The sequence below is a fragment of the Sphingomonas faeni genome, from assembly GCF_040407495.1.
Classification (GTDB): domain Bacteria; phylum Pseudomonadota; class Alphaproteobacteria; order Sphingomonadales; family Sphingomonadaceae; genus Sphingomonas; species Sphingomonas faeni_D.
The window spans coordinates 633,699-655,285 of sequence record NZ_JAPZPP010000002.1 but is presented as its reverse complement, the minus strand read 5'-3'; the positions used below and the strand labels follow the sequence as shown (position 1 = coordinate 655,285).

Here is a 21,587-nt window from a genome sequence, read left to right as displayed (position 1 = left end):
TCACCACCCCCCCGATGCGCCGCCGCCGCCGCCGGATCCCCCGCCGCCGCCGCCAAAACCACCGCCGCCCCAGCCGCCACCACCGCTGTCGTCGCCACCGCCCCAGCCTCCGCCGCCACTCCCGCCGCCGCGGGTCATCGCGTCGGCGATGCTCCACAACACGATCGGCAAGGCGCCACTGCCACCGCTCCGGCTGCCGCCATCGACGTAATGCTTGCCGCCCGCGCGCCGCGAGATCATCGGGATGACGATTGCCGCCAGCACGATCCCGAAGAAGATCAGCCCGATCGGCACGCCGCCGCCGCCTGAATTCGACCGGCGATGCGTCTTGTCATACTCGGCTGCAGCCGCCGCCACCTTCGCGCGCGCTTCGGCATCGGGGAGCGCAAGCTGGTCCGCCACCGCGTTCGTGCCTGCGACGATCCCGCCGGGAATGTCGCCGGCCTTGAAGCGCGGCAGGATCTGCTGGTTGATGACGACGCTGGAGAACGCATCGGTGAGCACCGGTTCGAGCCCATAGCCGACCTCGATCCGCACTTTCCGGTCGTTCGGCGCCACCAGCAGGATCGCGCCGTTGTTCGCATCCTTCAGCCCGACGCCCCAGCTCCGCAGCAGGCGATTGCCGTAATCCTCGATCGGATAGCCTTCGAGATCGGGCACCGTCGCGACCACCAGCTGGTGGCCGGTCGTCTTTTGCAGGTCGTCGAGCCGCTTGGTCAGCGCCGCTTCCTGATCGGGCGGAATGACGTTCGCCGCATCGACGACGAAGCCGGTGAACTTGGGAAGCGTCTGCGCGGTCGCAGCATTGCTTCCCAGCAACCCCGCGAACGCGAGCGTCAGGAGGTGGCGGAGCATAGGGCCCCCGATCAGCTCGCGTTGCCGAAGTTCACCGTCGGCGCGGTCTCGGCACCCGGCGTGGTGGCCGCGAACGGCACCATCGGCTTGGCGCCGTAGAAGATCTTCGCGCCGACCGCGTCGGGGAAGGTGCGGATCTTGGTGTTATACGCCTGCACCGCGCCGTTATAGTCGCGCCGTGCGATCGTGATGCGGTTCTCGGTACCTTCGAGCTGGCTCATCAGCGTGGTGTAATTGGCCTGGCTCTTCAGCTCGGGATACGCCTCCTGCAAACGCTGGAGCGACACGCCGACGGCACCCTGGACGCGCTGATACTGCTCCATCTTCGCTGGATCGGACAGATCGGCGGCTGAAACCTGTACGGAGTTCGCAGCCGAGCGTGCCTGCGTCACCTGGACGAGGATATCCTTTTCCTGTGCGCCCGCTGCCTTCACCGTCGCGACGAGGTTGGGAATCAAGTCCGCGCGGCGTTGATAATTGTTCTGGACGTCAGCCCAGCGTGCCTTCGCGGTCTCTTCCGCGGTCGGAATGCTGTTGATCCCGCACCCGGCCAGCGCCGATGCGAGGAGGATCGCGGCGGTACCGCGGGCGATTGGGGCACGTGACATCGGGGCTCTCCTGAATACCTGTGTCACCCTCATAGGACAGTCCGCAGGGTTGGCGAAACCGAAATCGGTGGTTAGCCTTGCCCGGCAACAAAGGGGGCGACATGCTCAAGGAATTCAAGGCGTTCATCATGCGCGGTAACGTGCTCGATCTCGCCATCGCGGTGATCATCGGCGCGGCGTTTGGGAAGATCGTCACGTCGCTGACCGACGACGTGCTGATGCCGGTGATCGGCAAAATCTTCGGCGGGCTCGATTTCTCGAGCTATTTCTGGCGGATGGGGCCGGTGCCGGCGAACTATGCGGGCTCGCTGAGCGATTACGCGGCGTTGAAGAAGGCGGGCGTGCCGCTGCTCGGCTATGGCGCGTTCGCGACGCAGCTGGTCAATTTCGTGATCGTCGCGGGTATCATCTTCATGATCCTGCGCGTGGTGAACCGGACGGCGGCGCTGATCGAGCGTGAGACGGCGCGGTTGAAGCGCGAGGAAGAGGCGGTGGCCGTTGCGCCTGCGCCGGAGCCGGTCGAGATCGCGCTGCTTCGCGAGATTCGCGACGAGCTGAAGGCGCGGGCGTGATCGCCTTGTCCCTCTCCCCGTCGGGGAGAGGGAGGGAGGAGCCATAGGCGACGGAAGGGGGACGGGAGTGAGGCTTGGGAGCGCATCCCAACTCCCCCTCATCCGGCGCTGCCGCGCCACCTTCTCCCCTAGGGGAGAAGGATAGGGTTACGCTGCTACCAGTTCCTCGGCGTTGGCATCCGCCAAGCTCGTCCCATCGAGGATCCGCGCGGTCTCGTCCCGCACCCGCATCATCGCAAAGCGGATCGCGCAGTCTGCCTCGCTCTTGCAGTCGAGGCACGGCCGGTACGCGGTCCGGCTCACGCACGGCACCAGTGCCAGCGGCCCCTCGATGATCCGGATGATCTCGCCGAGCGAAATCAAGTGGCTCGGCCGTGACAGGCGATACCCGCCCATCTTGCCGCGATGGCTGTGCAACAGGCCGGACTCGCGCAGGTCGGCGAGGATCAGCTCGAGGAATTTGCGCGGCACGTTCGCCTCGGCGGCGATCCGCGTCATCGGGATGGGAGGGCCACCGGCGGGGGCGCCGCCAAGGAAGATCATCGCGCGGAGCGCGTAGCGGGAGCGCTGCGTCAACATAATGTAGGTTGCTATGCACGCGCTTTGTGGCGAGCGGAAGGCGGTTTGGCACGCTGTGTGCTAACCCTTCGGAGATTTATTCGGGGGAGGGCGCCCACCGCGCCAGTCTTTTCATTTGGCCGGGCTTTTCAGATCGATGCGGCCCCCCTATATCGGTGACGCCGTCGGGGGAATCTTCTCTTGGCGGCTATGGCGATAAACCGTGGCGTGTCATAGACACAGCGGACCCGGGGGCAGTACCCGGCGACTCCACCACCGCCCTCTTCGCAAGAGGGGGACGATGACGGGGTCGAACTAGGATCGACGTGTGTTCAACGACGCTATGTTTCGCTCGGAATGGGACCACCGCAACGGCCCATACACAAGTGCCAACGATAACGAAGCACTCGCAATTGCCGCATAACTGACGGTCTAACGACCTAAGTTATACGGACGAAAGCGCGGTTCGGGCCACACCGGGCAACAGAAGTGGACACCGGCGGTACGGGGGGCACCGAGCAACAGAAGCTCCCCACTATTCCGATTGTATCCAGCCCATCGAGCATGGCGCAAACGGCCGACTCGCATGTCGATGGCATCGGAGACTGCTCGGTCAATCCGCGATCCGCTGGCAACTTGGTTCGGGCGTTACTGACGAAACGGTTATCGATGCCGCGTCATTGCCGTGTCGTGACGTTGGCTATCCTGTCCGGCCTAGGCGCCGAAGGGTAGGTCGCAACTTCGCGGTGGATCGAGGGCGTTCCAGGCCTAGGCGGACGCGGCGATTTTTGCTCGTACCGGGTCTGCTAGCTTACCGTTGAGAATGAACGATATCGCCGGATACCGGTCGACCAACAGCGCGTGCGCTGCGTAAGATATCACCGACCCGACGACGATCGCTATGAGAAACTCTACATAAGGGTTCCACGCCACGTTCAGCAGCGCGAGTTTCGCCGCGATGATGACGGGAAAATGCAGGATATAGATCGTGAAGGATGCATCCGAGAGGCGGCGCACGATCGGTGGAACGGTTCGGATCGCGACCGCGGATCGGAGGATCAGGACCGAGGCGGCAGGCGGGCACAGCGACATGCCGACGAGTTCGATCAGGTCGCCGAGGACAGCCTGCTCCGTCGGATCGAGCCTGCTGCCCATTCCGCCGAACCAGCATGCGTAAAGTCCGCCAACTGCCGTCAGGATTATGAGCGGGGTACGGATCGAAGCCGTCACCGCGCGGTACAGCATCGGCGATCGTGCGAGTATGAAACCGAGCAGATAGAAGGGGGCATAGCCCAGCATCAGCTGCACATGCGACAAGGCGGACGCGTAGGGCGTCGGCGCGTGCCCCGCCAAAATCTGCCGCGTCATCATCATGAGCGCACAGCAGGCGAATGCGGATGCGAGCAGTGCGACGGTCTGCACCGAACCGGCTTCTCCGCGGGCGTTGGCAAGTATGCGCTCCAGCGTCCCGATCAGATCCCTACGCTGGTCGAGGCGATGAAAGGCATAGCTCAGCGGTGCATAACCGAGCAGCGCCACTAGGAACCAGAGATGATACCAGTCGTGCGCCAGCGTGAACGGCCCATGCGTCGGATCAGCGAGGTCGCCAATCATCCAGCCGATGAGGGGGCAGATCACCAGCAAGCCGAACAGCAATGGGACGCCGATCTGGACACTGCGTCGGCCAAGCCAGACCAGCGGCGATCGGCGCCGGCCCAGCGCGTGGCCGCACAGCAATCCCGAGATCAGCATAAAGCTTCCCATCCGAAACGCGTGGGATATCAACGGTATCGCCACAAAGACAGGAAGGTGTTCCAACCCCATGGCGCCATGCAGCACGACGCCACCAAGCATCAGAATCGCGCGCCATACCGACAGGCCTTCGATCCTGCTGATTGTGGCGCCGGGTTTCATGCTCGGTGACGCACGGAACAGGTCATGGTTGCGGCGAACGTTGTGTACAGGAGGCTCGGTCGTCGTGCCGAAGCGCGGCCTGCAACGCGGGCCGGATCGCTTGCGTCATTCGCGCATATCCGGCCGGGTTGAGGTGAATGCCGTCATCGACATAATAGGGTCCGGGGCGGTGGGCGATTAGGAAGTAGGGGACGATGTTGACGAACGTCACGCCGGGGGTTTGCGCTGCGATTGTCCGAGCCGCCGTGTTGAACAGCGTCTGTTCGGGCAGATTGCCCCAGCGGGTCGGGGACGGCTTCAACGCCACGACGACGACTGGAACGTCCCGCCAGCGATGCATCCGGAACGCTAGGAAGGCACGCAGGTTGACGACATCGTCGGCCGCGGTCGCGCCCTTCGCGATGTCGTTCTCGCCTGCATAATAGACGATCGCTTGTGGCCGGGACCGACGCGGTTCGTTGCGGAGCATATCGAGCAACTCGGGCATTCTGGCGCCGTTAACGCCGCGGTTGCGTGCCTGCCACGGCATCATGTCCGTTTCCAACGTCGTCCATTTGTGGATCGACGAACTGCCGATGAACCATATTGCGCATTGGTCGGCAACACCGCCGCCGGGAAGCCGTGCTTCGGCGGCGCGCGTCTCTGCGCGGGACTGCACAACGAACAGCCATCCCCCGAATACGCAACCGAACACCGCCATTGCGACGCACAGCTTGGCGATCGTTGCCCAGATCGGCGCGCAATCCCGATCGCCGGTATGTCCGGCCGTCAATGTCTGAAAATCGCCTTGCGCCACTGCGCCTCACCCGTTGCCGTCGCGCCGGTCTAGCCAACGGGCGTAAGCTAAAGGTTAAGAGATGTCCTCGATTCAACGAGATAGAATCCTCAGCGGCGCGAAGCCCGCGCAATTCAGACCTGCTTGGACCTTCTGGCGAACGCGTCGTCCAGCGGCAGTAAGCGGCTGAGTTGCGCACCGGTATAGGGTTTGCGTACGAAATTTGCGGTCGCGGGTAGCGTCCCATCGGCGACGTCTTCAGCACCCGACGTCACGAGGATCGCTATGTCTGGCCGGCGTTCGTGAACGACATTGGCCAAGGCGACACCATCGAGCGAACCGTGCATCCGGATGTCGGTAAATAGCGCGCCGATATCCGGTCGCCGTTCGAGGCACGCCAGCGCATCGGCAGCATTGCCGGCTTCCACGACTTCATACCCAGCATCCTCAAGCGCGAAAAGCGAGTGGACGCGAACCAGCGGGTCATCATCGACGACAAGAACAACGGACTTTGGAATGGCATTCATAGTCGTTCGAACAGACGGCACGGTCGTCCGTTCCCCTAACGCCCGCGTTTGAACCGACAAATGGGGCAGAGCGAGCGTCCCACGAAAAAGGGGCCCGGTTTCCCGAGCCCCTTCATCATTTGCCGTTAGGCGGCAAAGGCTTAGTCGCGATCGCCGGTCAGGAAGGCCGGAGCGAACTCGGGGGCCTTGTCGCCGTCGGTGCGTGCAGCACGCTCGCCGCCGCCATTGCCGCCGCCGTCGCGGCGCGGACCACGGCCACCGCCGTTGCCGCCTGCGTCACGGCCGCCATCGCCGTCACGACGCGGGCCACGCGAGCCGCGGTCACCCCCATCACGACCGGCGCCGCCTTCGCCACGCGGGCCACGACCACCGCCGCCGTTGCCGCCAGCATCACGACCGCCATCGCCATCACGACGCGGACCGCGCGGACCACGATCACCGCCTTCGCGCGGCTCACGAGCAGGACGCGTGTCCTCCAGCTCTTCGCCGGTCGTCTGGTCGACGACGCGCATCGACAGGCGAACCTTGCCGCGCGGATCGATCTCGAGAACCTTGACCTTGACCTCCTGGCCTTCGGTCAGGGCGTCCGAGACCTTCTCGACGCGCTCGTTCTTGATTTCGGACACGTGGACGAGACCGTCCTTGCCACCCATGAAATTCACGAACGCCCCGAAATCGACCAGGTTGACGACCTTGCCGTCATACACCTTGCCGACTTCGGCTTCCTCGACGAGGCCCTTGATCCACTTGATCGCGGCTTCGATCTGCGCGGGGTCGGACGACGAAACCTTGATTACGCCCTCGTCGTCGATGTCGACCTTGGCGCCGGTCTGCGCGACGATCTCGCGGATCACCTTGCCGCCGGTGCCGATGACTTCACGGATCTTCGACTTGTCGATCTGGAAGCTCTCGATGCGCGGTGCGTGGGCGCTGAGTTCCTCACGGGTGTGGTCGAGTGCCTTGGCCATCTCGCCCAGGATGTGCGCGCGGCCTTCCTTGGCCTGCGCCAGCGCCTTGCCCATGATCTCCTCGGTGATGCCGGCGATCTTGATGTCCATCTGCATCGTGGTGATGCCCTCGGACGTGCCCGCAACCTTGAAGTCCATGTCGCCGAGGTGATCCTCGTCGCCGAGGATGTCCGACAGAACCGCGAAGTTCTTGCCCTCGAGGATCAGGCCCATCGCGATGCCCGACACGGGACGCTTCAGCGGAACGCCCGCATCCATCATGCTCAGCGAACCGCCGCAGACCGTCGCCATCGACGACGAACCGTTGCTCTCGGTAATGTCCGACAGGACGCGGATCGTGTACGGGAACTCTTCCTTGGTCGGCAGCACCGGGTGCAGCGCGCGCCATGCGAGCTTGCCGTGACCGACTTCGCGGCGACCCGGCGCACCGAAGCGACCGACTTCACCAACCGAATAGGGAGGGAAGTTGTAGTGCAGCATGAAGTTTTCGTACGACAGGCCGTTGAGACCGTCGATCATCTGCTCTGCATCGCGCGTGCCGAGCGTGGTGGTGCAGATCGACTGCGTCTCGCCGCGCGTGAACAGGGCAGAGCCGTGCGTACGCGGGAGAAAGTGAACCATAGCCTCGATCGGACGGATCTGCGTGGTGGTGCGACCGTCGATGCGGGTGCCGTCCTTGAGGATGGCGCCGCGGACGATCTCCGCCTCCAGCTTCTTCATCAGCTTGCCGGCAGCCATCTGGTCCTGCGGGGACGCATCGGCGAACGCCGTCTTGCCCTTCGCACGAGCCGCGTTCAGCAGGTCAGACCGCTTGGACTTGTCGGTCACCTTGTAGGCGGCCGCGATGTCCTTGCCGATCAGCTTCTTCAGCTTGTCCTTGGCGGTCGACAGGTCAGCCTGCTCGGCCATTTCCCAAGGATCCTTGGCAGCCATCTCGGCCAGATCGATGATCAGGTTGGCGGCTTCGCGGCAGGCCTTGTGGGCGAACTGCACGGCGCCGAGCATGATCTCTTCCGAAAGCTCCTTGGCTTCCGATTCGACCATCATCACGGCCTGGCCGGTGGCGGCGACGACGAGGTCGAGGTCGCCAGCCTTGGCTTCTTCCAGCGTCGGGTTGAGGATGTACGCGCCATCGACGTAACCGACGCGGGCTGCGCCGATCGGGCCCATGAACGGCACGCCCGAGATCGTCAGCGCCGCGGAGGCCGCGACCATCGCGAGGACGTCCGGCTCGTTCTCGCCGTCATACGACAGAACCTGGCAGATCACGTTGATCTCGTTGTAGAAACCCTCTGGGAAGAGGGGACGGATCGGGCGATCGATGAGACGGCTGGTCAGCGTCTCCTTTTCGGTCGCGCCGCGCTCACGCTTGAAGAAGCCGCCGGGAATGCGGCCGCTCGCGGAGAACTTCTCCTGGTAATGGACGGTGAGCGGGAAGAAATCCTGCCCTTCCTTGACGGTCCGTGCAGCCGTCACGGCGCACAGAACGACGGTCTCGCCGAGGGTAGCGAGCACTGCGCCGTTTGCCTGGCGCGCAACGCGGCCGGTCTCGAGCGTCAGCGTCTTGCCGCCCCACTGGGCGCTTACGGTCTTGGTATCGAACATTCTTTTTCCTTCACTCCAAACGCCAGATGCGTTTGGGGCCTATGTGCGGGCTTAGCCGGCCCGCGGCGGTGTGGAGCGAGTTGTCGCTCCTTGCCATTGCGCCGAATTGCGCTCTGGCGTTTGCCTCCGCGCGAAATGCGCGGAGGCAAACCCTATATACGAAAACGGCCCCCCGAGGGGAGCCGTCTAAGTTACTTGCGGAGACCGAGCTTCGCGATCAGATCCAGATAGCGCTGGCCGTCCTTGTGACGGAGATAATCCAGCAGCGTCCGGCGCTTGTTGACCATCATGAGAAGACCACGACGCGAGTGGTTGTCCTTCTTGTGGCCCTTGAAATGCTCGGTCAGGTTCTTGATGCGCTCGGTCAGGATCGCGACCTGGACTTCCGGCGAACCGGTGTCACCCTCGGCGCGCGAATGCTCCTTGACGAGCTCGGTCTTGCGTTCAGCGGTAATCGTCATGAATTCATGTCCTCGACATCACAGATTGAAACCGCGAACGACCCGGACGTCTCCGTCCTCGACCTCGACCAGCGCGACCGGGACAGCGTCCAGTTCGGCGAAGTATTGGCCATCGTCTGCGGCGATCCCGGCCAAGATACGCCCCTGTCGGAGCGCCCCTGCCTGGTCGGGGGTGAGGGAGAGAGCCGGGATGTCGTCCAGCGCCACCCTCAAGGGCAGAAGTACATCTTCAAGCGCGGAGGCCTTAGCGAGTTCGTACAGTTTGTCCAGCGATATCGCGGCGGTGAGGTCGAACGGACCTGCCTTGGTGCGGCGGAGCATGGTGACGTGGCCGACGGTGCCGAGGGCGAGCGCGATGTCGCGCGCGAGGGAGCGGATGTAGGTGCCCTTCGAGACGTGCGCGGTAAGTGTGATCTCCCCCAGGCGGGAGTGGGGCGGAGGTGCATCCTGCAATTCCTCCCCGGCACGGGGAGGGGGACCGCCGTCCGTTTGGACGGGGGGGGAGGGGGGCTGGCCACCAGCGGAACGCTCGCGGAAGCCCCCCTCCACCAGCTGAGCTGGTCCCCCTCCCCGTACCGGGGAGGATAGCGAATGGATCGTAACATTCCGGCTCGCGAGCACCACCTCATGCCCGGCCCGCGCCAAGTCATAAGCCCGCTCTCCATCCACCTTCAGCGCAGAATAGGCGGGCGGCACCTGCGAAATAGGCCCGGTGAACTGCGTAAGCACCGCCTCCACCGCCGCCATAGTAGGCCGCACATCTGACGTGGCGATGCTCACGCCTTCAGCATCCAGCGTATCCGTCTGAACCCCGAACATCACCGTAAAATCATAGATCTTGTCGCTATCGAGCATCCGCCCAGCCAGCTTCGTCGCCTCCCCGACGGCAATCGGCAAAACACCGGTAGCAAGCGGATCGAGCGTCCCCCCATGCCCCACCTTGAACTTCCCATACCCGCTGCTGCGCAAGGCACGCTTCACCGCCGACACCCCCTGCGTCGAGCCAAGCCCCAGCGGCTTGTCGAGAATGATCCAGCCATGCATGCGCGTAAGTCCTACAGTATCGAGCGAGTAGCGGGCGACGGCGCTTATCGAGGCGGGACCGTTCCCCACCCACTCCGTCATCCTGACGAAAGTCAGGACCCAGAGCCACAAGCGACGGTGTCCGGTACCCTGGGTCCTGACTTTCGTCAGGATGACGGGAGTGGGGATGCTACCCCAAAGCCTCACAAAAATGCCGCCGACATAGTGCGACATAGCGGTCGTTCCCGCCAATCTCCGTCTGCTGCCCCTCGGCGATCGCCCGCCCGCTCCCGTCGACCCGCAGGTTCATCGTAGCTTTCCGCCCACACCCGCAAACCGACTTGATCTCCACCAGCGAGTCCGCCAGCGCCAGCAACCGCGCCGACCCCGGAAACAGCGCCCCCTGGAAGTCGGTCCGCAACCCGTAGGCCAGCACCGGAATGCCAACGACATCGCAGATATACGCGAGTTGATCGACCTGCGCAGACGTCAAAAACTGTGCCTCATCCACCAACACGCAGGAAATCGCATCCTCGCCGTGCTGTCGAACAACGCAGGCCCCGATATCCGTCCCCGCATCGAACGCGATTGCCGGCGCCTCCAGCCCGATCCGCGACGTGATCGTCCCCGCCGCGAACCGGTCGTCGATCGCCGCCGTGAACAACATCGTCCGCATGCCCCGCTCACGGTAGTTGAAGTCCGCCTGCAACAGGTTCGTCGACTTCCCCGCGTTCATCGAGGCGTAGTAGAAATACAGCTTGGCCATCGGACGTCTCTAGGCGTGCGCTACGGGATGCGTCCACCGCGCGGATGGACATTGCACGCCGACCCGATACCATCGGTCACGATAGCGGGGAACGATTATGCGCGGTGCCATCTGGGTTCTTAATATCTTCGCAGCGATCTGGGCCACTATCGGTCTCGCTGGGTTCGGATGGCCGGCAATGGCTGTTCCGATCGTGATCTCGACCGCGTTGATCGTCTGGGCAAGCCGTGTACCGGCGCGTGTACGGACAGCGGCGGACGCCAAGCGCATCGGTCGGCTGATCGGAACCTGGACCGTAGTCCAGGGGATCGCGATATTCGCGACGTTCGCTTTGAGCCCGAAGCTCGGTATTCCCGACGCTGCGGTGCCGATTTTAGCAATTATCGTCGGCCTACACTTCCTGCCGCTCGCTCGGGGAATACCGATGCCGGTCTACTAAGCGACGGGGTTGGCTATGATCGCGGTAGGAGCGGTTGCATTGTTGCTGCCCGCGGCGAACCGGTACTTGGCGACCGGTATTCCTTGCGCAATTATCCTGTGGGCCCGCTGCGGCACGCTTGTCCAACGGGGACGGCGAAGCGTCTTCGCCTAGCTCTCGTCGGCCGCCAAATCTCGCGCGACGTGCGGATCGCGCAACAACTGGTCGATGTGCGTGCCCTCGTCGAAGCTTTCGTCCGCGAGGAACTTCAGTTTTGCGGCATACCGCATCTGCACTCGGTTCGCGACTTCGCGCTGGAGGTAGGCGGTGTTGGTGCGGAGCGCCTTCAGCACCTTTTCCTCGTCCTTGCCGAGCAACGGCTTCACGAAGACAGTGGCGTGGCGGAGGTCGGGGGACATGCGGACTTCGGTGATCGTCACGAGGTGCTTCTCCAGCACCGGATCGTGCACGTCGCCGCGCGCTAGGATGTCGGACAGCGCATGACGCGCCTGTTCGCCGACTCGTAGCGAGCGGACGGCTTTTGCTTCTGGGGTATCGGTCTTCATTCTTCTAACTCCCTCGCCCCTCCGGGGAGAGGGTGGGGGTGAGGGGCTGCCACGAACGCTGTCGCGCGGTACTGCCCCTCACCCAACCCTCTCCCCGCAGGGGAGAGGGCTCTCGGCCTCAAAGCGTACGTTCGCGCATCTCGACTTCGAACGTCTCGAGGACGTCGCCGGCCTTGATGTCGACGAAGTTCGACGTGAACGTCACGCCGCACTCGAGCCCCGCACGGACCTCGGCGACATCATCCTTGAAGCGACGCAGCGATGCGATTTCGCCCTGGTAGATGATGACGTCGTTCCGCGTGATGCGTGCCTTGAGCGCCTTGCGGATGTTGCCTTCGGTAACGAGCAGACCTGCCGCCTTGCCGTGCTTGCCCGCCGAGAAGACCTCGCGGATATCGGCACGACCGACGACCGTCTCGAACGCTTCCGGCCCAAGCTCGCCTGCCATCCCCGCCCGGATCTCGTCGATCAGGTCGTAGATCACGTCGTAATACTTGAACGCGACCTTCTGGCGCTCGGCGATTTCACGTGCCTTGGCGTTCGGACGAACGTTGAAGCCGATGATCGGAGCCCCCGAAGCGGCCGCCAACGTGACGTCCGACTCGGTGATGCCGCCGACGCCCGAGCTCAGCACGCGCGCCTTGATTAGGTCGGTGGAGATCTTGTTGATCGCCCCGACGATCGCCTCGACCGTGCCCTGCGTATCCGCCTTCACGACCAGCGGATATTCGATCGCCTGCTTTTCCTTCAGCGCCGAGAACATGCTCTCGAGGCTTGCCGGAACCGAGGCGGTCCGCTTGTCGGTCTTCACGCTGCGACGATATTCCGCGACTTCGCGGGCGCGTGCCTCGTTCTCGACGACCTGGAACGGATCGCCCGCCTGCGGAACACCCGACAGACCGAGGACCTCGACCGGCATCGCCGGACCCGCTTCCTTGATCTGCTTGCCCTTGTCGTCGACCAGCGCGCGGACCTTGCCGCTCTCGCCGCCGACCACGAAGATGTCGCCGACCTTCAAGGTGCCGCGGTTGACGAGGATGGTCGCGACCGGGCCACGACCCTTGTCGAGCTTGGCCTCGATCACCGTACCCTCGGCCGCGCGATCCGGATTGGCGCGCAGTTCGAGCAGTTCGGCCTGGAGCTGGATCTTCTCGATCAACGCATCGAGACCGATCTTCTTGGTCGCGGAGACTTCGACGTCCTGGACGTCTCCGCCCATGTCCTCGACCACGATCTCCTCGCTCAGCAGGCGCTCGCGCACCTTCTGGGCATTGGCGCCTTCCTTGTCGATCTTGTTGATCGCAACGATCATCGGCACGCCCGCCGCCTTGGTGTGGGCGATCGCCTCCACCGTCTGCGGCATCAGGCCGTCGTCCGCTGCCACCACCAGGATGACGATGTCGGTGACGTCCGCGCCACGCGCACGCATCTGCGTGAACGCCTCGTGGCCCGGCGTGTCGAGGAAGGTGATCTTCGACTTGTCCTTTAGCGTGACCTGGTACGCGCCGATATGCTGGGTGATGCCACCCGCTTCGCCGCGCACCACGTCGGTGCCGCGCAGGGCATCGAGCAGCGACGTCTTGCCGTGATCGACGTGACCCATGATCGTGACGACGGGGGCACGCGGCTTCAGCGTCTCCTCGGCATCGTCGATCGTGTCGTTGGCCAGATCCTGGTCGACATCGCTGACGCGCGTCAGGTTGTGGCCGAACTCGGTGACGAGCAACTCGGCGGTATCCTGGTCGATCGTCTGCGTCATCGTGACGGGCATGCCCATCTTGAACAGCGCCTTGACGAGGTCGGCACCCTTCTCGGCCATGCGGTTGGCGAGTTCCTGCACCGTGATCGCCTCTGGGACGACGACGTCGCGGATCTGCTTGGCCTGCGCCTCGCGCGGACCGCCGCTACCACGACGCTCCTTCTCGCGCGCACGCTTCAGTGCGGCGAGCGAGCGAGCGCGTGCACCATCACCATCGCCGAGCGCGCGGTTGACGGTAAGCTTGCCCGAAGTGCGACGATCGTCACCCTTGCGGTCACGCTGCTGCGGACGTGCTGGCACTGCGTCGCGACGAACGCCACCGGCCGGAGCATTGACGCCGGTCGCACCGGGACGAGCCGCGGTCGTGCCGGCATTCGCAGCCGTGGTCGGCGCTGCGGCAGCGGGTGCTGCGACAGGCTTCGGCGGCGGCGGAGGACGCTCGGGACGTGCCACCGGCGAGAACCGGCGCGGAGCCGGGAACGCCGGATCGCGGGTCAGTTCGAGAATGGGCGGCGGTGCCGGCGGCGCGACGGGAGCCGGCGCAGGCTTGGGAGCCGGCGCAGGAGCAGCCACAACCGGAGCGGGCTTCGGTGCAGGCGCCGCGGCAACCGGTGCCGGGGCAGGCGCCGCAGCAACGGGAGCTTCGACCGGAGCCGGCGCAGGCGCAGGCGTCGGTGCCGCAACCGGAGCAGGAGCCGCTTCGACCACGGGTGCCGGTGCGGGCGAAGGCGCCTCGACGGGCTTCGGCGCCTTGGCTTCAGCCTCGGCACGCGCACGATCGGCGACGCGATTACGCTCGTCTTCGATCGCCTTGGCCCGTTCGGCCTCTTGGCGACGACGCCCTTCTTCCAGCGTGTTCATGCGCTGCTCTTCAGCCTCGCGGAGCAGCTTGGCCTGACGCTCCTGCGGCGACAGATTGCTCTGCTGCTGACGCACGGGGGCGGGCGCAGGCTGCGGCGCGCGCGCCTGCGGTGCCGGGGCTGCGGGGGCAGCCGCCGGGGCGGGCGCGGCAACCGGTGCGGCATCCGCGACCTGCACGTCGGGCTCGCCCGGACGGCGCAGGACGCGCGCGCGCTTGGTTTCCACGATCACCGTATTCGATCGGCCGTGGCTGAAGCTCTGCTTCACCTGGCCGGTCTCGACCGTGCGCTTCACACCCAAAGGTGCGCGCATGCCAAGTTTCGGCTTCTCGTTGTCCGTGTCGCTCACTCAAATTCCTCAGTCATGTCCACGGCCGGGCGTGTTCCGGTCGATCCGGACGCCTGTTGTATCGGTGGCGCCCCATTTTGTGGTGACGCCGATGCGCCCTGCGAGGCCGTTTCGCAAGACACGGAAGAAGGTTCGGGGCCGATAAAATGCAGCCAACGGTCGAGCGCTTCGCTCACCCGCTTTGCTGCAGCGCGGTCGGTCAGGCCAATGTGTACCACATTTTCCCGCCCCAGCGCCAACGCCAATATGGTGCGTGACACCGGGAGTGCCAACCCCCGCAAACCCGAGCCCTCGACATCGTTGCCGATGCGCCACGCCTGATCGAGCTTGCGGTTGCCGTCCTCGGCGGCGTCGGACGCGTGATACAGCGCCTTAAGCTTGCCCTGGCGTGCGTTCTGCTCGATCCGGTCAGAGCCGATCAGCACCGTGCCGGAGCGCGATTCGAGTCCGAGCCGATCGAGCGCGTTACGCTCGAGCGCGGATGCGATCTTGGCCGGAAGCTCGGGATCGATGGTGAACTCGCCGGTCTTGAACGCGCGAGAAAGAGCGCCCTTGAGCTTGCCCTTCTTGATCGCGGCCTCAAGCTCGACTCGCGTGACACCGATCCACGCGCCACGGCCTGGAGCCTTGGCGCGCACGTCGGGAAGGATCTGGCCATCGGGCGACAACGCGAGTCGTACCAGATGCGGCCGCACATCGCGTTCACCCGAAAGGATGCACTTGCGAACGGGCAAGTCGTCATCCCCCTCCCGCAAGCGGGAGGGGCTAGGGGTGGGCTCGCGCTCACCCTTATTGCCGCCCTTGGCTTTCGCCTTGGACGCGTGAGATTTGGCCGAAGCGTCGCCCTTGGCCGAAGCCGGGCGCCCACCCCTCGGTCCCCTCCCGCTTGCGGGAGAGGAGGAAGGTAGGGTGTCGGTAGCGCCTAGCGCCTCATCGGGAGGGTTCCGCATGTGCGTCCTCCTGCGCTTGAGCCGTGGGGGGAGTCTTCGGAGCGTCGCGGTCGACCAGCAGCTGGCCGCCCGCGCCGTAATTCTCGGTCGAGACCTCTTCGATCACGATCTGCACCGCAGCCGGGTTCTTTCCCAGCCGCTGCACGAGCGACTGGGTGACGTCGGCGACGATGCCGGACTTCTGGTCCTTGGTGGCGGACCCCGAGATGCGGATGCTGACGAAGGGCATCAGGCCTTGTCGCCCTCGTTCTTCGTGTCGGTCTTGTCCGCAGCGTCCTCGACCACAACGTCATCAGCCGAAGCGTCCTCAGCCACGGCTTCGTCGGCCGTCGTCTCTTCAGTCGCAGCGTCCTCGACCACGGCGTCATCAGCCGAAGCCTCTTCCACCGAAGTTTCGTCCGCCTCGGCGTCATCAGCCGAAGCCTCGGGAGCCTCGTCCTCGAACCAGTGCGCGCGAGCGGCCATGATGATCTCGTTGCCCTGCTCGTCGCTGAGGCCGTACTCCGCGAGAATCCCGCCCTTGGGCTCAGGCCGCTTCGGCGCGTCTTCATTCCGACGACGCGGCTCGACGCGCTTCTTCTCGACCAGTTCGTCGGTCGCGAGATCGGCGAGGTCGTCGAGCGTCTTGATGCCCGCCTTGCCGAGCGTGACCAGCATCGCCTCGTTGAGATACGGCATGCCGGCCAGTGCATCCTCGACGCCGAGCGCGGTACGCTCCTCACGGCTCGCAGCGTCGCGACGTTCGAGCGCCTCGGTCGCACGGTTCTGAAGCTCGCCCGCTAGGTCCTCGTCGAAGCCCTCGATGCCGGCGATCTCCTCGACCTCGACATAGGCGACCTCTTCGAGGTTCGTGAACCCTTCGGCAACCAGCAGCTGCGCGAGCGTCTCGTCTACGTCGAGCTCCTTCTCGAACATCGCCGAGCGCTCGACGAAGTCCTTCTGGCGCTTCTCCGACGCATCGGCCTCGGTGAGGATGTCGATCGCCTTGCCGGTCAGCTGCGACGCGAGCCGCACGTTCTGGCCACGTCGGCCGATCGCCAGCGAAAGCTGGTCATCGGGAACGACCACCTCGATACGCTCTTCTTCCTCGTCGATCACGACGCGCGACACAGAAGCCGGCTGCAAGGCGTTGACGACGAAGGTCGCGATGTCGGGCGACCAGGGGATGATGTCGATCTTCTCGCCCTGCATTTCCTGCACGACGGCCTGGACTCGCGAGCCCTTCATGCCGACGCACGCGCCGACCGGATCGATCGACGAGTCATGCGAGATGACGCCGATCTTCGCGCGCGAACCCGGATCGCGGGCCGCGGCCTTGATCTCGATGATGCCGTCGTAGATCTCGGGCACTTCCTGCGCGAACAGCTTCTTCATGAAATCGGGGTGCGCGCGGCTGAGGAAAATCTGCGGCCCACGGTTCTCGCGGCGGACGTTGAGGATCAGCGAGCGGATGCGGTCGTTGACGCGCACCACTTCGCGCGGGATCTGCGCGTCGCGGCGGATCACGCCTTCTGCGCGGCCCAGGTCGACGACGACATGGCCGAACTCGACACGCTTGACGACGCCGGTGATGATCTCGCCGGCGCGATCCTTATACTCTTCGAACTGGCGCTCGCGCTCGGCGTCGCGGACCTTCTGGAAGATGACCTGCTTGGCGGCCTGTGCGGCGATGCGGCCGAACTCGATCGGGGGCAGCGGATCGACGATGAAGTCGCCCAGCGCCGCATCCTTCTGGAGCTTCTGCGCGCCCTTGACGTCGACCTGCTTGAAATAATCGTCGACCGCCTCGACCACTTCGACGACGCGCCACAAGCGCAGATCGCCGGTGTTCGGATCGAGCTTCGCGCGGATGTCGTTCTCGGCGCCGTAGCGCGAGCGGGCGGCGCGCTGGATCGCGTCCTCCATCGCCTCGATCACGATCGCCTTGTCGATCATCTTCTCCGACGCGACCGAATTCGCGATCGCGATCAGTTCCGCGCGGTTTGCGGTGACTGCCGTGGCCATCAATGCTGTCCTTCTTCGGTGTCGGCCTCGTGAGCATCGGGCTCATCGGTGGGCGTATCTTGATAGAAAACCTCGTCCGCGCCTTCGATCGAAAGCGGCGCGGTCGCGGCGATGAGTCGGTCGGTCATGACGAGCTTGGCGTCGGCGACCTGCGAAAAGTCGATCGTCATGAGCTTGTGCTTGTTGACGTCGACGGTGATCTTCGTCCCCTCGACGCCCATCAGATTGCCCGAGATCTGCTTGCGGTCCTCGAACGGCTCGACGAGGCGGATGCGTGCCTCCTGACCTTCCCAGTCGGCAAAGTCCTGGAGCCGGGTCAGCGGACGATCGATACCGGGGCTCGATACTTCGAGACGATATGCGTCCTCGCCGACCGGGTCCTTGCCCTCGGCTTCGAGCGCATCGAACTTGTCGGAGATGCGGCGCGACAGCTCGGCGCAATCCTCGATCACCAGCTGGCGGGTGTCGGGGCGCTCGGCCATCACCTGCAACGTCGGATCGGACTTGCCGCCCTGCATGCGCACGCGCACGAGGCTGAGGCCGAGCGCCTTGGCCTCGGGTTCGATCAGGTCGGTCAGCAGGGCGATATTCGCCATCGAAATTCCAAACAGGGCCAAAGCACAGGTGATTGCCGCCGCGGAGCAAGCCCCGCAGCCTCTTCATCTGGCGATGTAGAGAAGTGGTGCCTCTATACGCGGGGTGGCGCTGCTCCGCAAGCGGGAGCAACCTTCGTTTAGTACGCTGCGTTAGCGCAGGGATTTCCGGGAGAAGATCATGATTCGCAAAACGCTGTTCGCCACTGGGTTGCTGACAACCACGCTGCTCGCCTCGACCGCCTGTTCCGCGCAACCGGCCGCGGCGGGCAAGCCGTTCAAGGAGACGGTGGTCGCCGACTTCGATTCGCCCTGGGCGATGACGGTCCTGCCCGACAAGCGGATGCTGGTGACCGAAAAGAAGGGGCAGATGCTGCTCGTCTCCGCCGACGGTAAATCGCGCCAGACGGTCGCGACGATCACCGTCGATTCGGCAGGGCAGGGCGGGCTGATGGACGTCGTCCTCGCGCCCGACTTCGCGACTAGCCAGCGCGTCTATTTCAGCTATTCGACCGCAGGCGAGGGCGGCAAGGGCGTCGTCCTGGCTCGCGGTCGCCTGCGTCCGGATGGCGGCGGCGGCCAGCGTCTTGGCGAGATCGAGGCGCTGTTCAGCGCGCGGCCGTTCGTCGAGGGCAACGGCCATTATTCCGGCCGCATCGCGTTCTCGCCCGACGGCAGATACCTGTTCTTCACCAACGGCGAGCGCCAGAAGTTCACCCCTGCGCAGGACCCGAAGATGACGCTCGGCAAGGTGTTGCGCCTCACGCTCGACGGCAAGCCCGCCCCCGGCAATCCGCTCGTGGCAAAAGGTTTCGCGCCCGAGATCTGGAGCTACGGCCACCGCAACCTGCTCGGCATCGCGTTCGACGCGCAGGGCAATCTCTGGGAGCAGGAGATGGGACCTAAGGGCGGCGACGAGGTCAATCTCATCAAGCCCGGCCTCAACTATGGCTGGCCCAACGCCTCGAACGGCAGCAATTACGACGGCTCGGATATCCCCGATCACAAGCCCGGCGATGGTTACGAACCTCCCAAGGTGTTCTGGAACCCGGTGATATCGCCCGGTGGCCTGATGATCTATTCGGGCAGCATGTTCCCGCAGTGGAAGGGCGATGCGTTCATCGGTGGGTTGTCGTCGAAGTCCCTCGTCCGCGTCCACCTCACCGGTACCAACGCCGCCAAGGGCGACCAATGGGACATGGGGGCAAGAATCCGCGAAGTCGAACAAGGCCCCGACGGCGCGATCTGGGTGCTCGAAGACGGCGGAGACTCGCAAGGCCGCCTGATAAAACTGACCGCGAAGTAAGTCACAACACCATCCCCCTCCCGCCAGCGGGAGGGGCTAGGGGTGGGCACGCGCTCACCTCCAATGCTGACGGTGCAGTTTGGCGGGATCATCGCCACGGCAGCTAACGCTGAAGCCGCGTGCCCACCCCTCGGTCCCCTCCCGCTTGCGGGAGGGGAGGAAGATCAGTCCCGCACGATCAGGTAATTCATCCGTGCCGCGGCAATAGGCTTGTCCCGCTCATCCTGCCACGCCGTCGCCTCGACGTTCGCCACCCGCGTCCCCAACCGGGTCACCACGCCCGCCGCCCGCGTCGGCTTGTCCCGACCACCCCGCATGAAATCGACCGTGACGTTGACCGGCTTGATCCGGGCTTCGGAGCCGGTGGCACCCTCAGCCTCCAACGCATGCTGCAACGCCGCGATTGCCGCCATCTCCAGCAACCCCGAGATCGCACCCCCATGCAAAAACCCCGGCCGCCCCAGCACGTCGTCGGCAAACGGCATTAGCAATACCGGTGGCGCGCCGTCCTCGGCTTCGACCGACACGCGGAGAATCTCCGCATAGGGCGGCAAACCGATCGTCATGCCTCGATCCTTCTGTTGAGACCCATGCCGGCAACGTCACCCACCACCATGAACGTCCCCGCGACATGCGCGAGCGGATCGCTCGGATCGCCGTCATGCGCCTGCCCCCGCACGAACGCGATCGACCGCGTGATCCGGTAGCATTCGCCGCGCCCGATCACCGTCTTCCCCGGTGTCGCCGGCCGCAGATAATCCACCCGCAGGTCGAGCGTCGCATGCGGCACGAACGCATTGCGCTTGATCCAGATCGCCAGACTCGTCGCCATGTCCATCATCGTGATGATCGGCCCCGACGCGATCACGCCGCTCGCGCGGTCGCCGATCAGCCGTTCGTCATAGGGCAGCGCCAGCTCCGCCCAGTCGTCGCCATGCGCGTGATAGCGCATCCCCAGCGCTGAACCGTGCCCGCCGAACCCGCGCGTCGCAAACCATTGTGGATTAAAACCAGCCATGCGCGAGCCTCTACACGCCGAGTGGCCGCGCGCAACATTGCGGGAGGCAGCGGGGCCGGTTAGCGTCCCCACAAAGATCGAGAGGATCGCCAATATGAACGACCGGGTCACCATCTCCGTCACGGACGGCATCGCCGACGTCCGCCTCGCGCGTGCGGACAAGATGAACGCGATCGACCCCGCCATGTTCGAGGGCATCGCCGCCGCGATCGACCGGCTCAAGGGGATGACCGACGTCCGCTGCGTCGTGCTGTCCGGCGAGGGCAAGGCGTTTTGCGCCGGGCTCGACATGGCATCGATGGCGAACGGCGGTTCCGGGCTGGCCCTCGGCGACCGCACCGAAGAGGGCGCGAACCTCGTCCAGCAGGTCGCCTGGGGCTGGCGCACCTTGCCGATGCCGGTGATTGCCGCGGTCCACGGCGTCGCGTTCGGCGGCGGCTTCCAGATCATGTCGGGCGCCGACATCCGCATCGCCCACCCGCAAGCGCGCTTCGCCATCCGCGAAAGCTACTGGGGGCTGGTCCCCGACATGGCCGGCATCGCCCTCTGGCGCACGCTAGCCCGCGACGACGTGCTGCGCGAACTGACCTACACCGCACGCGAGTTCGACGGTGCGGAAGCGTTGCGGCACGGCTTCGTCACGCGGCTGTCGGAAGACCCGCTCGGCGAGGCGATGATGCTCGCCCGCGAGATCGCGGCAAGGAACCCCCACGCGATCCGCGGCTCGAAGGCGCTCTACAACCTCGCGGCGGATGCTGACGCGGCGGCGGTCCTGCATGCGGAAACCGAAGAGCAACTGAAGGTAATCCGTACGTCCAACCAGGTCGAACAGGTTCGCGCCAACATGGAGAAGCGGGCTGCGGTGTTCACCGACTGACTCCCGTCATCCTAACGAAAGTCAGGATCCAGAGTACCACGCGCCGCTTTGAGTAACCCGGGATCCTGACTTTCGTCAGGATGACGGGGGGGGGGGGGGGGCGGCTGGTGATCGAAAGGCGCTACTCACTACCAACCACCCCGGCGAAGGCCGGGGCCCAATTGGAAAGGTCGATATTAAGGAGCGCCATCCTCAGCCAGTATCGTTTCCCAATTGGGCCCCGGCCTTCGCCGGGGTGGTGTAGTTCGGGTTGCG

General features: G+C 64.9%; 22 protein-coding genes and 1 other RNA gene. 5 read left to right on the top strand and 18 right to left on the bottom strand.

From position 1 onward, the window contains the following. On the bottom strand, positions 1 to 855 hold the full coding sequence (locus tag O6W96_RS08100; RefSeq protein WP_353469068.1) for a TPM domain-containing protein: 855 nt from the start codon (positions 853 to 855) through the stop codon (positions 1 to 3). A gap of 11 nt (positions 856 to 866) precedes the next feature. Then, positions 867 to 1,463, bottom strand: coding sequence for a LemA family protein (locus O6W96_RS08095; protein ID WP_056051590.1), 597 nt, complete (start codon positions 1,461 to 1,463; stop codon positions 867 to 869). A gap of 101 nt (positions 1,464 to 1,564) precedes the next feature. Between O6W96_RS08095 and mscL the strand changes: the two genes are divergently transcribed. Continuing rightward, positions 1,565 to 2,035, top strand: coding sequence for a large conductance mechanosensitive channel protein MscL (gene mscL / locus O6W96_RS08090; RefSeq protein WP_353469067.1), 471 nt, complete (start codon positions 1,565 to 1,567; stop codon positions 2,033 to 2,035). A 147-nt stretch (positions 2,036 to 2,182) separates the two neighbouring features. Here the strand turns inward: mscL and O6W96_RS08085 are convergent, their stop codons facing one another. Further along, entirely contained in the window at positions 2,183 to 2,614 is a 432-nt protein-coding gene (locus tag O6W96_RS08085) for an RrF2 family transcriptional regulator (RefSeq protein WP_107954747.1), read from the bottom strand. A 121-nt stretch (positions 2,615 to 2,735) separates the two neighbouring features. Here O6W96_RS08085 and ssrA point away from each other — a divergent pair. Continuing rightward, positions 2,736 to 3,091, top strand: a transfer-messenger RNA (tmRNA) gene (ssrA, locus tag O6W96_RS08080). 270 nt (positions 3,092 to 3,361) lie between these two features. Here ssrA and O6W96_RS08075 read toward each other — a convergent pair. The 7 genes from O6W96_RS08075 to O6W96_RS08045 all read right to left on the bottom strand — a co-directional run bounded on the left by O6W96_RS08075 (position 3,362) and on the right by O6W96_RS08045 (position 10,632). Continuing rightward, positions 3,362 to 4,507 (bottom strand): acyltransferase family protein, encoded by a 1,146-nt coding sequence (locus O6W96_RS08075; RefSeq protein WP_353469065.1) that lies wholly within the window; start codon positions 4,505 to 4,507, stop codon positions 3,362 to 3,364. A 22-nt stretch (positions 4,508 to 4,529) separates the two neighbouring features. Then, on the bottom strand, positions 4,530 to 5,279 hold the full coding sequence (locus tag O6W96_RS08070) for a GDSL-type esterase/lipase family protein (protein WP_353469064.1): 750 nt from the start codon (positions 5,277 to 5,279) through the stop codon (positions 4,530 to 4,532). Positions 5,280 to 5,416: 137 nt separating this feature from the next. Beyond that, positions 5,417 to 5,809, bottom strand: a complete 393-nt coding sequence (locus O6W96_RS08065) for a response regulator (RefSeq protein ID WP_353469063.1) — start codon at positions 5,807 to 5,809, stop codon at positions 5,417 to 5,419. Positions 5,810 to 5,949: 140 nt separating this feature from the next. Then, entirely contained in the window at positions 5,950 to 8,382 is a 2,433-nt protein-coding gene (pnp, locus tag O6W96_RS08060; RefSeq protein ID WP_353469062.1) for a polyribonucleotide nucleotidyltransferase, read from the bottom strand. Between the two features lie 191 nt (positions 8,383 to 8,573). Next, positions 8,574 to 8,843 carry a 30S ribosomal protein S15 gene (rpsO, locus tag O6W96_RS08055; RefSeq protein WP_055881152.1) on the bottom strand — a complete coding sequence of 90 codons (270 nt, stop codon included), beginning with the start codon at positions 8,841 to 8,843 and terminating at the stop codon, positions 8,574 to 8,576. 18 nt (positions 8,844 to 8,861) lie between these two features. Beyond that, positions 8,862 to 9,887: a tRNA pseudouridine(55) synthase TruB gene (gene truB, locus O6W96_RS08050; RefSeq protein ID WP_353469061.1), complete on the bottom strand. Its 1,026-nt coding sequence runs from the start codon at positions 9,885 to 9,887 to the stop codon at positions 8,862 to 8,864. 169 nt (positions 9,888 to 10,056) lie between these two features. Next, positions 10,057 to 10,632 carry a thymidine kinase gene (locus O6W96_RS08045; RefSeq protein ID WP_353469060.1) on the bottom strand — a complete coding sequence of 192 codons (576 nt, stop codon included), beginning with the start codon at positions 10,630 to 10,632 and terminating at the stop codon, positions 10,057 to 10,059. Positions 10,633 to 10,810: 178 nt separating this feature from the next. Between O6W96_RS08045 and O6W96_RS08040 the strand changes: the two genes are divergently transcribed. Next, positions 10,811 to 11,071: a hypothetical protein gene (locus tag O6W96_RS08040; RefSeq protein ID WP_353469059.1), complete on the top strand. Its 261-nt coding sequence runs from the start codon at positions 10,811 to 10,813 to the stop codon at positions 11,069 to 11,071. Positions 11,072 to 11,220: 149 nt separating this feature from the next. Here the strand turns inward: O6W96_RS08040 and rbfA are convergent, their stop codons facing one another. From rbfA to rimP, 6 genes are all read right to left on the bottom strand, one after another. Further along, complete coding sequence (gene rbfA, locus O6W96_RS08035; protein WP_353469058.1) at positions 11,221 to 11,616, bottom strand: 30S ribosome-binding factor RbfA; 396 nt, start codon at positions 11,614 to 11,616, stop codon at positions 11,221 to 11,223. Between the two features lie 118 nt (positions 11,617 to 11,734). Continuing rightward, a complete protein-coding gene (infB, locus tag O6W96_RS08030; RefSeq protein ID WP_353469057.1) occupies positions 11,735 to 14,584 on the bottom strand; it encodes a translation initiation factor IF-2 in 2,850 nt (949 codons plus the stop codon). Beyond that, positions 14,581 to 15,339 (bottom strand): DUF448 domain-containing protein, encoded by a 759-nt coding sequence (locus O6W96_RS08025; RefSeq protein WP_435372207.1) that lies wholly within the window; start codon positions 15,337 to 15,339, stop codon positions 14,581 to 14,583. The genes infB and O6W96_RS08025 overlap by 4 nt, the downstream gene beginning before the upstream one ends. A gap of 175 nt (positions 15,340 to 15,514) precedes the next feature. Continuing rightward, complete coding sequence (locus O6W96_RS08020; RefSeq protein ID WP_353469056.1) at positions 15,515 to 15,763, bottom strand: tautomerase family protein; 249 nt, start codon at positions 15,761 to 15,763, stop codon at positions 15,515 to 15,517. Next, positions 15,763 to 17,538: a transcription termination factor NusA gene (gene nusA, locus O6W96_RS08015; protein ID WP_353469055.1), complete on the bottom strand. Its 1,776-nt coding sequence runs from the start codon at positions 17,536 to 17,538 to the stop codon at positions 15,763 to 15,765. Before nusA ends, O6W96_RS08020 begins: the two co-directional genes overlap by 1 nt. Next, on the bottom strand, positions 17,538 to 18,134 hold the full coding sequence (gene rimP, locus O6W96_RS08010) for a ribosome maturation protein RimP (protein ID WP_353469054.1): 597 nt from the start codon (positions 18,132 to 18,134) through the stop codon (positions 17,538 to 17,540). Before rimP ends, nusA begins: the two co-directional genes overlap by 1 nt. Before the next feature lie 178 nt (positions 18,135 to 18,312). On the opposite strand from rimP, the gene O6W96_RS08005 reads away from it, so the two are divergent. Further along, positions 18,313 to 19,437, top strand: a complete 1,125-nt coding sequence (locus tag O6W96_RS08005) for a PQQ-dependent sugar dehydrogenase (protein ID WP_353469053.1) — start codon at positions 18,313 to 18,315, stop codon at positions 19,435 to 19,437. 164 nt (positions 19,438 to 19,601) lie between these two features. Here O6W96_RS08005 and O6W96_RS08000 read toward each other — a convergent pair whose 3' ends face one another. Next, on the bottom strand, positions 19,602 to 20,003 hold the full coding sequence (locus O6W96_RS08000; RefSeq protein ID WP_353469052.1) for a PaaI family thioesterase: 402 nt from the start codon (positions 20,001 to 20,003) through the stop codon (positions 19,602 to 19,604). Next, on the bottom strand, positions 20,000 to 20,455 hold the full coding sequence (locus tag O6W96_RS07995; RefSeq protein WP_353469051.1) for a PaaI family thioesterase: 456 nt from the start codon (positions 20,453 to 20,455) through the stop codon (positions 20,000 to 20,002). The genes O6W96_RS08000 and O6W96_RS07995 overlap by 4 nt, the downstream gene beginning before the upstream one ends. A gap of 94 nt (positions 20,456 to 20,549) precedes the next feature. On the opposite strand from O6W96_RS07995, the gene O6W96_RS07990 reads away from it, so the two are divergent. Then, complete coding sequence (locus O6W96_RS07990) at positions 20,550 to 21,332, top strand: crotonase/enoyl-CoA hydratase family protein (RefSeq protein WP_353469050.1); 783 nt, start codon at positions 20,550 to 20,552, stop codon at positions 21,330 to 21,332. The last annotated feature ends 255 nt before the right edge of the window (positions 21,333 to 21,587 follow it).